Origin of the sequence: Azorhizobium doebereinerae UFLA1-100 (assembly GCF_000473085.1) — a bacterium.
In the GTDB taxonomy this organism is placed as follows: Bacteria; Pseudomonadota; Alphaproteobacteria; order Rhizobiales; family Xanthobacteraceae; genus Azorhizobium; species Azorhizobium doebereinerae.
On sequence record NZ_AXBA01000031.1, the window covers coordinates 29137 to 43653 of the forward strand.

Sequence of the window (14517 nt, forward strand, 5' to 3'; positions counted from 1 at the left end):
GCTACCGGACGTAGGCGTCGTCATCGTTGCCGGTATTGATTTCGATCTCGCCGCGCCCGGCCATGTCGAGGGCCATGTCGGTGATCGTCCGGCGGGCCTCGGCCACTTCCTTCTGGGCGGAAGGTTCGCCGTTGCCGAGTTCCTGCTCCACCATGCGCCGCACGCGTGCGCCGAGCGACTGGAGGATGGATTCGCGGAACTCGATATCGGTGCCCTTCAGCGCCAGGATGAGCTTGTCGTTCGGCACCTGGTCGAACAGGGCGGTGCGGGCCTTGGGCGTGAGCTTGACGATGTCGTCGAAGGTGAAGAGCAGGCCCTTCAGGATTTCCGCCGACTTCGGCCGCGTGGCCGCAAGCGAGGAGAGCACCAGCTCCATGTCGTCGCGCTCCATCTTGTTGATGATGTCCGCCATGCGCGCGTGCGGGTCGGCGCCGGCATTGCGCGAGAAGTTCATCATGAAGTCCTCATGAATCGTCCTCTCGATGACCTGCATGGTGGCATCGACGATCGGCTTGAAGGTCAGCATGCGGCGCATCAGGCCGTTGCGCTTGTCCGCCGGGATATGGCTCATCACCTTGGCGGCGCAGGAGGGGCGCACCTTGGAGAGGATCAGCGCGGCGGTCTGCGGATGCTCCTTCATGATGTAGGTGGCGAGGATGTTCTCGCTGACGGTGGAGATGCGGTCCCAGATCGAATGATTGGCCGCGCCGAGCAGCTCGTTCATGATCTCGGAGATCTGCTCGGGCGGCAGGACGCCGGTGAGCAGGCGTTCCACGTCCGCCGCCGTGCCGACGAGATTGGCGCCGGCGACGAAGCTGGTGGCGAACTCCTCGATCAGGCTTTCCACCGTGGCGGTGGGGATAGGCCGCAGATCGGCGATGGCCCGGGTCACGAGCCGGATTTCCTCCGGCTCGAAATGCTTGAGGATGCGGTTGGCCATCGGCGCGCCCATGGTCATGAGCAGCGCCGCCACCTTGTCAGTGCCGTGCAGAGGACGGGATTTGCCCGTCAGGGGAGGGGCCATCGCTCTGGCCGCCATCAGCTGTTATCGGAGCCGGACGGCCCGACGATCTCGGTCAGCGTCACACCGAAGCGCGAGTTGTCGTCTTCCACCACCATCACTTCGCCGCGGGCAATGATGCGGCCGTTCACCACCACGTCCACGGGCTCGCCCACGCGGTGGTCGAGCGGGACGATGGCGCCGCGTCCGAGCTTCATCAGGTTGGCCACGGGCATGCTGGCGGAGCCGAGCACGACCTGCAGCAGAACCGGGATGCGCATCACCGATTCCAGGCCGCGGCCGTTGCCGATGGTCTCTTCCTTTTCCGCGCTCTGAAGGGTCTTGGCGAACAGCGCCTCGTCCTCGGCGGCTTCCTTCCCCAGGTCATCGCGATCGGGCGGTGCCATGGAACACTCCTGTCAGTAAAAGAGATATCGAACAGGCTTCACGCGCCGCGGGGCAGCATGTCGCCATCTTGGCTCACTTCGGCGCCGGTGTCGCGGCTTGCGCGGGCCCGGCGCGCCGCCGCGTTGCGGCGGTCGATCTCGGCGATGGCCTCGTGCGCCTGCTCGATCTTGCCGCCGAGCGAGAACAGCAGCTCCCGCCCGTCGGTGTTGAGGGCGGAGACGGCCTGATGGGCGGCGATCAGCGCATGGGAGCTCTCCGCGAGGATGCGCTCGTAATGCGCCTGATGCGCCTCCAGTTCCTTGAGCTTGCGGTAGACCAGCACCACGCACGCGGTCGTCATCACCAGCGCAACCAGGAGAACCATGTCAACGGGGAAGTATGTCATCGAGGAACTCCTGGTTCTGGTTGATCTGGTCTTCGACGCGCAGCACGTAGGCGCCCTCGGCCTGGCCGAGGTGGCACCAGAACAGCGGCTGGTCGGCGCTTTCCAGCTTCACGAGCGTGCGCGGGGTGGCCTGAAGCTTCAGCACCTGGCCGACCTTGAAGTCGGCGATTTCACCCAGCGGATAGTGTCGCTCCTCGAGGATTGCGCGAACCTGGACCTGGGTGCGGTTCACCTCGGTGCGGATCTGCTTTGTCCACACCGGATCGCGGCCGGAGGTCTCCGCCGGGGTGGTGCGCGACAGCGCCTGGCGCATCGGGGTCAGCGCCGCCTGCGGGATGATGACGAACATCTCGCCGCCGCGGTTGAGCGCCTGGAGCAGGAATTTCGCGGTCACCGCCAGGTTGTTGCGGCGGCCGATCACCGCGAAGTCCATGCGGGTTTCCTGCCGCTCGAACTTGAACTGGGTGTCGCTGACCATGGTGAAGGCGTTGTGCATCGCCTTCTGCATCTGCTCGAAGATGGCCTGGGAAATGCGCAGCTCGATGTTGGAGAAGCCGCGCTCGTCCTCCACCGGCGGCTCGGAGCCGTCGGCGCCGAACAGCGCCTCGATCATGGTGAAGACGAAGTCGCGGTCGAAGCCGACGATGATGTGGCTGTCCCACATGGGCACGTGGAACACGCCGGCCACCGCCATGCCTTCGTACATTTCCAGCACGTCGCCGATGCGGCCGGTCTCGATGCTGGAGAGCGAGTAGAAGGCCTGCGAGGCGGCCAGCTGGCGCAGCCCCTCGGCGCAGAGCGTGCCGAGGCGGTCGAAGATGACATGCAGCATGGGCATGCGATCGATCGACAGACCCGCCGCGTCGAGCAGCATGTCCCGGATGTCTTGGTGGGAATGGGCGGCATTCATGGGATCACGCGGCCTGCTGCTGGGGCGGAGAATTGGCGGACGGCACGTTGGAAATGGCCTCGCTCTCCACTTCGTCGATGGTCGGGCGCTCGCCTTCCGAAATGGTCTTGCGGCCGTGCTCCAGGGCGATCTGCGGCAGGGCGCCGTTCATGAAGGCGATCAGCGTCTGCTTGACGATGATGAAGGGCTGGCACTGCTTCTCGCGGGTAATTTTGATCTTGTGCGCCAGCGGGGAGATGATGGCGTAGGACGAATAGATGCCGACGAAGGTGCCGATCAGGGCCGAGCCGATGTAATGGCCGAGGATTTCCGGCGACTGGTCGATGGCGCCCATGGCCTTCACGATGCCGAGCACCGCGGCGCAGATGCCGAGCGCGGGGAGCGCCTCCGCCACCGTGCCGAGCGCGGCCGCCGGCTTGGTCTTGTGCTTCTTGATGGTGGAGATTTCCTGCTCCATCAAGCCCTCGATCTCGTGCGACTTGGCGTTGCCGATGATGATCAGGCGCGCGTAGTCGCAGATATATTGCGTCAGTTCCTTGTCCTTCAGGATCGTCGGGAAGTGGGCGAACAGGCCGGAATTGTTCGGGTCGTCGATGTGCGCTTCCACCTCGTTGCGCGGCTTGGCGCGCACTTCGCGCATCAGCGCGTAGAGCAGGCCGAGCAGCGCCAGGAAGTCCTTGCGCTTCGGCGCGACGCCGGAGAGGGCATGCATGATGCCGCTGCCGGTGTCCTTGATGACGCTCATGGGGTTGGCAATGAGGAACGTGCTGAAGGCGATGCCGCCGATGATCACGTACTCGAACGGTTGCCAGACCACGTCGAGGTGACCGCCCATGGCCATGAAGCCGCCGAAGGTGGCAGCCAGACCAAGGACAATTCCGATCAAGACGCTCACGGTGATGACTCCCCCTGTTTGACACTTCCGGTGTTAGGCGACGTGCATTGCGCGAGGCTGGACTGACCGCGGCAATGGGCCTGCCGCCGAAGGCAGGCTCGGACAAGCTTGGGGTGGGAGGTTGGCCAAAGGCACGATCAGGTGCCGATTGCCACCCCGTTTCGTGGTCGAGGTCCGCTCCCCCGGGCCGCGCCCGAAACCGGCCGGTGGCGCGCCCCATTCCCGGCCGGTCCCACGCCGCGCCAGGCTCGACCTCTCCCTCGGAGGCTGACATGTCCAATGGCCTTTATGTTGCTCTCTCCGCGCAGATGGCGACGGAAAAGCGACTTACGACCATCGCCAACAACGTAGCGAACATGAACACGCCCGGCTATCGCGCCGAGGAGATCAAGTTCGAGAGCATCATGTCAGAAAACGGCGCGAAGGACGTCGCCTTCTCCTCGATCGGTGAAAGCTACACCTCGCGCAAGGCCGGCAGCGTCACTTACACCAACAGCCCCAACGACGTGGCCATCGAGGGGCCGGCCTGGCTGGCGATCCAGACCCCGGCCGGCGTCGCCTATACCCGCGACGGACGGCTGAATGTCACCGCCGAGGGGCGGGTGGTCACGGTCAACAATTATTCCGTGCTCGATCAGGGCGGTGCCGCCGTACTGGTCAATCCCGACGCCGGGGCGCTGAAGATCGGCACCGACGGCACCCTCACCCAGGGCACCAACCAGGTCGGCACCATCGGGATGTTCGACATCTCGCCCATGGCCAAGCTGACGCGGTATGACAATTCCGCCGTCATCCCCGATCGCCCGGCAACCGCGGTGGTGGACTACAACAGCAACGTGATGCGCCAGGGCTATGTGGAAGGGTCGAACGTCGATCCCATCATGGAGATGACGCGGCTCATCACGGTGCAGCGGGCCTTCGAGAGCGCGGCCTCGGCCATCTCCGAGCAGGAGACCACCAGCGTCGATTCGATCCGCGCGCTCGGCCCGCAATGAGCCCCGGCGGGCGCAGCCGCGCCCGCTGCCGCCCTTTTCCTGAGGTGGTCGCCTGATGAACGCCCTGGTCCGATTGCAGGCCGCCGTGGAATCGGCGCTGGAAGACGTCCCGCCGCTGCGGGTCGGCGGCGTGGTGCGCGAGGTGACGCCCACCCATTTCCGGGTCTGCGGCCTGTCCAGCTACCTGCGGCTCGGCGACCGGGTGGGCATCGACCAGGAGGGGCGCACCCGCATCGGCGAGGTGGTGCGGGTGGATGATGCCGGCGCCTCCATCAAGCCGTTCGACGAGCGCGTGCCGGTGGGCATGGGCGCCACCGCCTTCCGGGTCGGGACGCTGGGGCTGAGCCCCGACCGCTCCTGGAAGGGCCGCGTCATCAACGCTCTCGGCGTGCCGCTGGACGGCAAGGGCCTTCTGGCGCGTGGGTCGCACCGCATGCCGATGGATGCCGAGCCGCCGGCGGCCATGACCCGTCAGCGCATCCATCGCGGCATCAAGACCGGCGTGCGGGTGATCGACCTCTTCACTCCCATGTGCGAAGGCCAGCGCATGGGCATCTTCGCCGGCTCGGGCGTGGGCAAGTCCACGCTGCTGTCCATGCTGGCGCGCTGCGCCTCCTTCGATACCATCGTCGTCGGCCTGGTCGGCGAGCGCGGCCGTGAGGTGCGCGAATTCCTGGAAGGGCCGCTCGCCTCCAACATGGAGCGGGCCGTGGTGGTGGTCTCCACCAGCGACGAGAGCCCGATGATGCGCCGCCTCGCGCCGCAATCGGCTTTGGCGGTTGCGGAATACTTCCGCGATCTCGGCGAGTCCGTCCTGCTGATCCTCGACAGCGTGACCCGCTACGCTCACGCCGCCCGCGACGTGGCGCTGGCCGCCGGCGAGCCGGCCGTGGCGCGCGGCTATGCGCCGAGCGTGTTCTCCACCTTGCCCAAGCTGCTGGAGCGGGCCGGCCCCGGGCCAGAGGGCACCGGCGCCATCACCGCGGTGTTCTCGGTGCTGGTGGACGGGGACGATCACAACGACCCGGTGGCGGACGCCATCCGTGGCACGCTCGACGGCCATATCGTGCTGGACCGGGCCATCGCCGATCAGGGCCGCTTCCCGGCGGTCAACGTGCTCGGCTCCATCTCCCGTCTCGCCGACAGCGTGTGGAGCGCGGAGGAGCGCGACCTGGTGCGGCGTCTGAAGACCATGATCGCCCGCTTCGAGGATACCCGCGACCTGCGCCTCATGGGCGGCTACCAGGCGGGCAGCGACGCCGAGCTCGACCAGGCGGTGCAGCTCGTTCCCAAGATCTACGACGCGCTGCGCCAATATAGCGACGCGCCGCCATCCTCCGATCCGTTCACCGAGCTGGCGCAGGCCATACGCGGCTGATCCGGCCCCGGCGCGTGTGGGGGAAGTGGCAGCCTCGCACAAGCTAGTCGGTCCATTTTGACACCGGGTACCGGCCACAAAGGGCGAGATGCGCCCGCATCATCAGGAGTTTTTCCATGAGCCTTTATGGGACGCTGCGCACCAGCGTGTCGGGCATGAACGCCCAGTCCAGCAAGCTTGGCACCATTTCCGATAACATCGCCAATTCCAGCACCACGGGCTACAAGAAGGCGTCGACGGAGTTTTCCTCCCTCATCGTCGATAGCGGCATCTCCGAATACAATTCCGGCTCGGTCAACACCAAGATCGCCTATGGCGTGTCCGAGCAGGGCACGACCAACAACACCACGTCCAACACCGACCTCATGGTGTCCGGCGACGGTTTCTTCGTCGTGCAGGATACCAGCGGCCAGACGGTGCTCACCCGCGCCGGTAACTTCACCGTGGATGCTTCCACCGGCAATCTGGTGAACGCCGCCGGCTATACCCTGATGGCCTACGACATCAGCGGCGGCCAGGATCCGTCGGTGGTGGTGAACGGCACCGGCGGCCTCGTCCCGGTCAATATCGGCAGCGTGACCCTGTCGGCGGTGCCGACCACTTCGGGCTCGATCACCGCCAACCTGCCGTCCAGCTCCACGGTGGTGGCGGCGGCCAGCCTGCCGTCCACCAATGCGGCGACCGCCGCCTACACCCAGAAGTCCTCGGTTTCGACCTATGACAGCCTGGGCAACCAGGTGACGCTGGACGTCTACCTGACCAAGACCGTCGCCGCGGATGCGACGGCCTCGCCGCCGACGGTCGATACCTGGGAAATGGCGGTCTACAATCAAGCCGACGCGACGACCGGCGGCACGACGTCGTTCCCCTATTCCTCCGCCGCGCTCGCGACCCAGACCCTGAAGTTCGATTCGAGCGGCCAGATCACCTCCGGCACCAGCACCAGCTTCGCCATCCCCGGTGGCAGCACGGTGAAGCTCGACACCAGCAAGGTGACCCAACTGGCCACCAGCTACAGCATCTCCGCCACCATGAACGGCAGCCCGCCCAGCGCGGCGTCGTCGGTCAAGGTGAATTCGGACGGCACCGTGTATGCGGTGGACGGCAACGGCAACACCACCAACCTCTACAAGATCCCGCTCGCCACCGTGCAGAGCCCGGACAACCTGACCCCGGTGGCCGGCAACGCCTACCAGGTCAACCAGAATTCCGGCGCGCTGCAGCTCGGCTTCGGCGGGGATGCCGGCTTCGGCTCCATCAAGTCCAACGCTCTCGAGAACTCGACCGTCGACATGGCGTCCGAGCTGACCGAGATGATCGTGGCGCAGCGCGACTATACGGCCAACTCCAAGGTCTTCCAGACGGGCACCGAACTGCTCGACGTCCTCATGAGCCTGAAGCGTTGATCTCGTCGCCCTCCTGCCGGACCTGGTGAAGACAATGAGCCTAACGACCGCCTTTTCGACGGCCAGCAACTCTCTGCTCAACACGGCGACACAGCTGGCCGCCTCCAGTCGCAATATCGAGGGAGCCAGCAACACCAGCTACTCGCGAAAGAATGCGATCCTGGTGACGGGCGCCGACGGCTCCACCAGCGTCACGGTCAGCCGCGCAAGCGACGCCGCCCTGTTCGCAAAGATGCTGGCGTCCACATCGTCCAGTTCTGAACAGACGGCGTTGCTCACCGGCCTCACCACGCTGGAGACGACTATCGGGGACACCCAGAGCGATGCCTCGGTGGCCGCCAAGCTCACCACCTTCAACACGGCGTTGAGCACCTACGCCAACTCGCCGGACGACGATACGCTCGCGCAGGCCGCCGTCACCGCTGCCGAGGATCTCGCCACCGCGCTGAACTCCGCCTCGACCACCGTGCAGAAGGTCCGCTCGGACGCGGACGCCAGCATGGCGACGGCGGTTTCCAGCGTGAACGACCTGCTGAAGCAGTTCGAGACGGCGAACAATGCGGTGGTCGCGGGCACCGTCAAGGGCGAGGACATTTCCGACGCCCTCGACGCCCGCGATGCCATCCTGTCCAAGCTGTCGGAGCAGATGGGCATCTCCGCGGTCACCCGCGGCAACAACGACATCGTCATCTATACCGACAGCGGCGTGACCCTGTTCGACAAGACGCCGCGCTCGGTTACCTTCGACAGCACGCCGTTCTATGACGGCACCACCACCGGCAACGCCGTCTATGTGGACGGCGTGGCGGTGACCGGGGCCAACGCCCCGATGCCGTTGAAGTCCGGCGCCATCGCGGGCCTTGCCGAGCTGCGCGACAACACGACGGTGACCTACCAGGACCAACTCGACGAGGTCGCGCGCGGCCTCATCGACGCCTTCAAGGAAAGCGACCAGGTCAGCACCGGCGCCGACAAGTCCGGCCTGTTCACCAACGGCACGGATGCGACGGTCCCGTCCACGCTGACCCGCAACCTCGCGGCGACGATCAGCGTCAACACCGCTGCGGTGCCGCCGTCCGGCTCGGTCTCTACGCTGCGCGACGGCGGCATGAACGGGACGAACTACAGCTACAACACGACGGGCGCGGCGAGCTTCACCACCCGCCTCAGCGCGTTGCAGACCGCCATGTCGGCGCAGCGGACGTATTCCAGCTCGACCCAGCTCACCAGCAACGTCAGCCTGACGACCTTCGCCGCCGCCTCCGTCAGCTGGTTCGAAGGCTTGCGCCAGGCGACCACGACCAATGCGGAAACGCAGAAGACGGTGCTGTCCCAGGCGTCGACGGCCCTGTCCAACGCCACCGGGGTGAATACCGACCAGGAATATGCCGCGCAGCTTGAGCTGGAGCGCAGCTACCAGGGCTCCTCCAAGCTGATCGGCATCGTCCAGAACATGTATGATTCCCTCTTCACCATCATCAAGTGAGCTGAGCCATGAAGAGCAGCTATATCTCCACGCTCTCGTGGACCATGTCCTCGATGGGGTCGATCACCAAGATCCAGAACGAGATCACCAAGAAAAACACCGAGATCGCCACCGGGCGCTATGCCGATATCGGCCTCCAGCTCGGGGTCACCACGTCGCTCAGCGTCAATATGCGGCGTGAATACAGCCAATTGCAGGGGCTCATCGATTCGAACTCGTTGACCCAGGCGGTGATGACGCGCACCCAGACCGGCCTCACCAACATTCTGGACACCGCCAGCAGCTATCAGCAGACGCTGCTGAGCAGCCAGGCCTCGGCGGAGACGGTCACGCAGATGCAGATGGAGGGCCAGTCCGGGCTTTCCAATCTGGTCGCCGCGCTGGGCAGCACAGACGGCACCCGCTACGTGTTCGGCGGTATCAACAGCGGCGTCGCGCCGGTGAAGGATTATTCGAACGGGCCGCAGGCCGCCGTGGAAGCGGCGTTCGTGGCCAAGTTCGGCTTCGCCAGCACCGACGCGCAGGCGGCGAACATCACCGCCAGCGACATGCAGGACTTCCTGAACAACGATTTCGCCACCCTGTTCAACGATACCAACTGGAAGTCCACCTGGTCGAACGCCTCCGACCAGGCGCTCACCAAGCAGGTGTCCCAGACCGAGAGCGTGACGGCGTCGGTTTCCGCCAACGACCCAGCCATACGCAAGCTCGCCATGGCATATACGATGATGGGGTATCTGGGGACGACCAACCTGAATACCGCGACTCTTCAGGTGGTGATGGACCAGTCCCGCGCCACCCTGAGCGAAGGCATGACGGGGGTAACGAACGCTGCGGCCGCCATCGGCGTCTCGCAGAACCGGACGACGAACGCGACCACGCAGCTCCAGACCACGATGGACGTGGTCACGACCCGGATCTCCTCGCTGGAAAGCGTGGATCCGGCTCAGGCGAAGACGGAACTCGACACGCTCACCAATCAGCTGAGCATGAGTTACTCGACCACCACGAAGCTGCTGTCGCTCACGATCATGAACTACGTCTAAAGACAATAAGGAGCGCCGCGATGTACAAATTCTCTTACGCGGAAATATTGGAGGATTCCAGCTCGGAAGCGCGCCTTCGCGAGCGGGATGCCTTCGATCGCGCCCTCGAATTGCTGGTGGCGGCCGAGGCGGCCGGGCCGGCCTCTTCGGAAACCCGCGCGGCCATGCTCTATCTCCAGCGCCTGTGGGGCATCCTGATCCGCGACCTGGCCGAGACGAGCAACGAGCTCTCCCCGGCCCTGCGGGCGGACCTGATCTCGATCGGCCTCTGGGTGGTGAAGGAGGCGGACCTCGTCATCAACGAGGCGTCGCAGAATTTCGCCGGCCTCATCAGCGTCAACCGCAGTATCAGGGATGGCCTGCAATGAGCAAATCCATGCAGCTCACGCTGCGTCCGGGCGAGCGCATCTACATCAACGGTGCCGTGCTGCGCGTGGACCGCAAAGTGACGCTCGAACTGCTGAACGATGCCACCTTCCTGCTGGAAGGCCACGTGATGCAGGTGGAGGACACGACCACGCCGCTGCGTCAATTGTATTTCGTGGTGCAGGCGATCCTGATCGATCCGCGCAATGCGGAAGGCGCGCGCCATCTGTTCCACCGTCAGTGGGCGGTGTTGTCACAGACCTTCAAGAACCAGACGGTCCTGGATGGCCTGGATACCCTCGCCCAGCAGGTGATCGCCGGCCGCACGTTCGAGGCCCTGCGCACGCTGCGCGGCCTGTTCCCCATCGAGGACGCGATCCTCAACAGCGGGTCGACCAGGGCGGCGTGAGACCGGGAGGCCGAAGTCGGCCTCGCGCAACCTTCGCCGGGCAGAAAGGTCGCAAAGGAGAGCCTGACATGAGCACCGTTTCGAGCGTGAACACGTCTTCGACTTCCAGCACGAACTCGAGCAGCAGCAGTTCGAGCACCAGCACGAGCAGCGTGGATTACAATCAGTTTCTCCAGCTCCTCGTGGCGCAGCTGAAGAACCAGGATCCGACCTCGCCGATGGATTCCACGGCGTATCTGTCCCAGCTCGCCTCGTTCTCGCAGGTGGAGCAGCAGACCAACACCAACAGCAAGCTCGACACGCTGCTCACCTCCTCCGCGCTCCAGACGGCGGACAGCGCCATCGGCCGCACCGTCACCAGCGCGGACGGCACCGTCAGCGGCGTGGTGTCTTCGGTCAGCATCGTTTCCGGCGGCTCCCCCGTCGCCACCCTGGCGGACGGTACGACCCTCACTCTCAATTCCGGCGTGAAGATCTCCGGATGAACGAGGCCGACGCTCTTGACGTGGTCCGGAGCGCGATCTGGACCATCCTGCTCGCAGCAGGGCCTGCGGTGGGCGCGGCCATGCTGGTGGGTATCGTCATCGCCTTGATCCAGGCGCTGACCCAGATCCAGGAAGCGACCCTGACCTTCGTTCCCAAGATCGTCGCGGTGCTCGTGGTCTGCGCGCTGACCGGCTCGTTCATCGGCAGCCAGATCATGACCTTCACCGAGGAAATCTACGCGCGCATCGGCAGCGGCTTCTGAGGGCGGCTCCGCCCCGATGCCAGCCCGGCGGCGACGCCTCGCACACTGGCCCCGTCCGGCTCCCGCCGGGAGGGGCAATCTCTCCAGGGCGTCGGCCAGACAGGCCGGCACTCGCAAATGCAGCCGGGGCGCAGGTCCCGGCCCGCGGCCTCCCCCGGAGGCGGCGGGATTGCGATCCCAGGCGTCATGAGGACGTCGCGCGCAGAGACAGGAGCCGGCCCGGCGTGATCGGGCAGGTCCTGAGGTGAATGGACATGACAGACGTCTCCCTGACCAATCCCGAAGCGCAGCGCTCACGCCGCGACATCGGCTTCGCCATGGGCGTGGTGGCGATCCTCGCCGTCCTGTTCCTGCCGATCCCCCCCATGCTGATCGACATCGGGCTGGCGCTGTCCATCGCGCTGTCCGTGCTGATCCTCATGGTGGCGCTGTGGATCCAGAAGCCGCTCGAATTCTCCTCCTTCCCGACGATCCTGCTGATCGCCACCATGCTGCGCCTCGCGCTCGGCGTGGCGAGCACGCGCCTGATCCTCGCCCATGGCGCGGATGGCGTGCATGCGGCGGGCGCCATCATCGCCGGCTTCTCCAAGCTGGTCATGAGCGGCGACTTCGTGATCGGTATCGTCGTCTTCCTCATCCTGGTGACGGTGAACTTCCTGGTCATCACCAAGGGCGCCACGCGTATCGCGGAAGTGGGCGCCCGTTTCACCCTCGACGCCATCCCCGGCAAGCAGATGGCCATCGACGCCGACCTGAACGCCGGCCTCATCGACGACAAGCAGGCGCAGTCCCGCCGCTCCGAGCTGGAGGAGGAGAGCGCCTTCTTCGGCTCCATGGACGGCGCCTCGAAGTTCGTGCGCGGCGAGGCGGTGGCGAGCTTGATCACCATCGCCGTCAACATCTTCGGCGGCATCATCATCGGCGTCACCCGGCACGGCCTGCCGATCGCCGATGCGGCCGACATCTATACCCGCCTGTCGGTGGGCGACGGCCTCGTCTCGCAGATCCCCGCCCTGATCGTCTCGCTCTCCGCCGGCCTGCTGGTGTCGAAGGGCGGCACCCGCGGCTCGGCGGAAAAGGCGGTGCTGGGGCAGCTCGGCGCCTATCCGCGCGCGCTGTTCGTCTCCGCCGGCCTGCTGTTCGCCCTTGCCATCGTGCCCGGCCTGCCGCTGATCCCCTTCGCCACGCTGGGCGGAGTGATGGCCTTCGTCGGCTATGCCATTCCCAAGCAACTGGCCAAGGAGCGCGAGGAAAAGGCGGCCAAGGACAAGGCGGAAGCCGACAAGAAGGCGCAGGAAGTCCGGGAATCGGTCAAGGAGCAGCTGAAGACCGCCGAGATCGAGCTGGTGGTGGACAAGCAGCTCGCCGGCCAGGTGCTGCGGGCCTCCGGCGAGATGGGCCAGCGCATCGCCAAGATGCGGCGCAAGTTCGCCCAGCGCTACGGCTTCGTGGTGCCGGACATCCGGCTGACCGAGAGCCTGAACATTCCGCCCAAGCACTACCAGATCAAGATCCACGGCACGGTGGTATCATCCCAGGAGATGCGCATCGGCGAACTGCTGGTGGTGACCGGCGACGGCGCCAAGCCGGACGTGCCGGGCGACGAGGCGCGCGAGCCGGCCTTCGGCATGAAGGCCATGTGGATCGCGGAGGCCTATTCCGCCGAGGTGCGGCGCGAGGGCTTCACGGCGGTGGACAACGCCACCGTCATCCTCACCCACATGAGCGAGGTGATCGCCAACAACCTGCCGCAGCTGCTGTCCTACAAGGACATGCGCGGCCTGCTCGATCGCCTCGATCCCGAATACAAGCGGCTGATCGAGGACATCTGCCCCGCGCAGATCTCCTATTCCGGCCTCCAGGCGGTGCTGAAGCTGCTGCTCGCCGAGCGCGTCTCGGTGCGCAACCTGCACCTCATCCTGGAAGCTATCGCCGAGATCGTCCCCCACGCCCGCCGTTCCGAGCAGGTGGCCGAGCATGTGCGCATGCGCATGGCCCAGCAGATCTGCGGCGATCTCGCCGACGGCGGCGTGCTGCGCGTGCTGCGCCTCGGCAGCAAGTGGGACCTGACCTTCCACCAGAGCCTGAAGCGCGACGCCAAGGGCGAGGTGGTGGAGTTCGACATCGATCCACGCCTCGTGGAGCAGTTCGGCTCCGATGCCTCCGCCGTGGTGCGCGAGCACATGAAGGAGGGCCAGCCCTTCGTGCTGGTGAGCGCGCCGGACGCGCGGCCCTATGTGCGCATGATCATCGAGCGCATGTTCCCCTCCCTGCCGGTGCTGTCCCACGTGGAGATCGCCCGCGGCGTCGAGATCAAGTCGCTCGGGACCATCTCGTGATCCCTCTGAACGTCACCGTGCTGAGCGCCTTCCTGGTGTTCTGCCGGATCGGCGGGTGCGTGATGCTGATGCCGGGCCTGTCCGGGCATCGCCTGCCGGTGCGGATCCGGCTGTTCGTGGCGGTGGGCGTGTCGCTGGCCATCCTGCCGCTGCTGTTCGCGGACATGGCGGATTTCATCCAGTCCGCCTCCGGGCCGCAACTGCTGGGGGCGATCCCGTCGGAAATCGCCACCGGCGCCATCATCGGCCTGCTCGCGCGCTTCTTCTTCCTGATGTTGCAGACCATGCTGGTGGCCTCCGCCCAGTTCATCGGGCTGTCGTCCATGATGGGCCTGCCGGAGGAGGACGAGGCGCTGCCGCCGATCGCCACGCTGCTGGCGCTCACCGCGACCACCATGATGTTCATTTCCGACCAGCATTACGAGATGCTGCGCGGCCTGGTCGCCTCCTACCGGCAGATCCCCATCGGCGTCGGCTTCGGCGGCCGCGGCGCCTTGATGCAGGCGGTCGACCAGCTGTCCGCCGCCCTGATGCTGTCGCTGCGCCTAGCGAGCCCGTTCCTGGTCTATTCGCTGATCATCAATTTCGCCATCGGCCTCCTCAACAAGCTGACGCCGCAGATCCCCGTCTTCTTCATCTCCGCGCCGTTCACGCTGGCCGGGGGGCTGTTGTTGCTCTACGCTATGTCGGACCAGTTGCTGGTCGCGTTCATCAGTGCCTTCGGCGCCTTCCTCAAGCTGGGGTGA

General features: G+C 65.7%; 16 protein-coding genes. 11 read left to right on the forward strand and 5 right to left on the reverse strand.

Features of this window, described 5'->3' with window-relative positions; translation table 11 throughout:
- Position 1: 1 nt before the first annotated feature.
- Genes YU1_RS0119955 through motA form a run of 5 tightly spaced genes read right to left on the reverse strand, consistent with a single transcriptional unit; the run spans position 2 to position 3598 of the window.
- Complete coding sequence (locus YU1_RS0119955) at positions 2-1039, reverse strand: flagellar motor switch protein FliG (protein ID WP_035716038.1); 1038 nt, start codon at positions 1037-1039, stop codon at positions 2-4.
- The gene (fliN, locus tag YU1_RS0119960) at positions 1039-1407 is read right to left on the reverse strand and encodes a flagellar motor switch protein FliN (protein ID WP_029005590.1); all 369 of its coding nucleotides are present in this window, start codon (positions 1405-1407) and stop codon (positions 1039-1041) included. The genes YU1_RS0119955 and fliN overlap by 1 nt, the downstream gene beginning before the upstream one ends.
- 38 nt (positions 1408-1445) lie before the next feature.
- Positions 1446-1793: a hypothetical protein gene (locus YU1_RS30350; protein WP_156922288.1), complete on the reverse strand. Its 348-nt coding sequence runs from the start codon at positions 1791-1793 to the stop codon at positions 1446-1448.
- Positions 1774-2667, reverse strand: coding sequence for a flagellar motor switch protein FliM (locus YU1_RS0119970; protein WP_425339169.1), 894 nt, complete (start codon positions 2665-2667; stop codon positions 1774-1776). Before YU1_RS0119970 ends, YU1_RS30350 begins: the two co-directional genes overlap by 20 nt.
- 40 nt (positions 2668-2707) lie before the next feature.
- The gene (gene motA, locus YU1_RS0119975; protein ID WP_029005592.1) at positions 2708-3598 is read right to left on the reverse strand and encodes a flagellar motor stator protein MotA; all 891 of its coding nucleotides are present in this window, start codon (positions 3596-3598) and stop codon (positions 2708-2710) included.
- 272 nt (positions 3599-3870) lie between these two features.
- On the opposite strand from motA, the gene flgF reads away from it, so the two are divergent.
- The 11 genes from flgF (at position 3871) to fliR (ending at position 14517) form a co-directional block, all read left to right on the forward strand.
- Positions 3871-4593 (forward strand): flagellar basal-body rod protein FlgF, encoded by a 723-nt coding sequence (flgF, locus tag YU1_RS0119980; RefSeq protein WP_029005593.1) that lies wholly within the window; start codon positions 3871-3873, stop codon positions 4591-4593.
- A gap of 55 nt (positions 4594-4648) precedes the next feature.
- The gene (fliI, locus tag YU1_RS0119985; protein WP_029005594.1) at positions 4649-5971 is read left to right on the forward strand and encodes a flagellar protein export ATPase FliI; all 1323 of its coding nucleotides are present in this window, start codon (positions 4649-4651) and stop codon (positions 5969-5971) included.
- A 116-nt stretch (positions 5972-6087) separates the two neighbouring features.
- The gene (locus tag YU1_RS0119990) at positions 6088-7377 is read left to right on the forward strand and encodes a flagellar hook protein FlgE (protein WP_029005595.1); all 1290 of its coding nucleotides are present in this window, start codon (positions 6088-6090) and stop codon (positions 7375-7377) included.
- A gap of 34 nt (positions 7378-7411) precedes the next feature.
- Complete coding sequence (gene flgK, locus YU1_RS0119995; RefSeq protein WP_029005596.1) at positions 7412-8863, forward strand: flagellar hook-associated protein FlgK; 1452 nt, start codon at positions 7412-7414, stop codon at positions 8861-8863.
- Positions 8864-8871: 8 nt separating this feature from the next.
- Positions 8872-9909: a flagellar hook-associated family protein gene (locus YU1_RS0120000; protein ID WP_029005597.1), complete on the forward strand. Its 1038-nt coding sequence runs from the start codon at positions 8872-8874 to the stop codon at positions 9907-9909.
- Between the two features lie 20 nt (positions 9910-9929).
- Positions 9930-10277 (forward strand): flagellar biosynthesis regulator FlaF, encoded by a 348-nt coding sequence (flaF, locus tag YU1_RS0120005; protein WP_029005598.1) that lies wholly within the window; start codon positions 9930-9932, stop codon positions 10275-10277.
- Positions 10274-10684 carry a flagellar biosynthesis repressor FlbT gene (gene flbT, locus YU1_RS30355; RefSeq protein WP_035716041.1) on the forward strand — a complete coding sequence of 137 codons (411 nt, stop codon included), beginning with the start codon at positions 10274-10276 and terminating at the stop codon, positions 10682-10684. The genes flaF and flbT overlap by 4 nt, the downstream gene beginning before the upstream one ends.
- Positions 10685-10752: 68 nt before the next feature.
- On the forward strand, positions 10753-11169 hold the full coding sequence (gene flgD / locus YU1_RS0120015) for a flagellar hook assembly protein FlgD (RefSeq protein ID WP_029005599.1): 417 nt from the start codon (positions 10753-10755) through the stop codon (positions 11167-11169).
- The gene (gene fliQ / locus YU1_RS0120020; protein ID WP_029005600.1) at positions 11166-11432 is read left to right on the forward strand and encodes a flagellar biosynthesis protein FliQ; all 267 of its coding nucleotides are present in this window, start codon (positions 11166-11168) and stop codon (positions 11430-11432) included. Before flgD ends, fliQ begins: the two co-directional genes overlap by 4 nt.
- 248 nt (positions 11433-11680) lie before the next feature.
- A complete protein-coding gene (flhA, locus tag YU1_RS0120025; RefSeq protein ID WP_156922290.1) occupies positions 11681-13771 on the forward strand; it encodes a flagellar biosynthesis protein FlhA in 2091 nt (696 codons plus the stop codon).
- A complete protein-coding gene (gene fliR, locus YU1_RS0120030) occupies positions 13768-14517 on the forward strand; it encodes a flagellar biosynthesis protein FliR (protein WP_029005602.1) in 750 nt (249 codons plus the stop codon). The genes flhA and fliR overlap by 4 nt, the downstream gene beginning before the upstream one ends.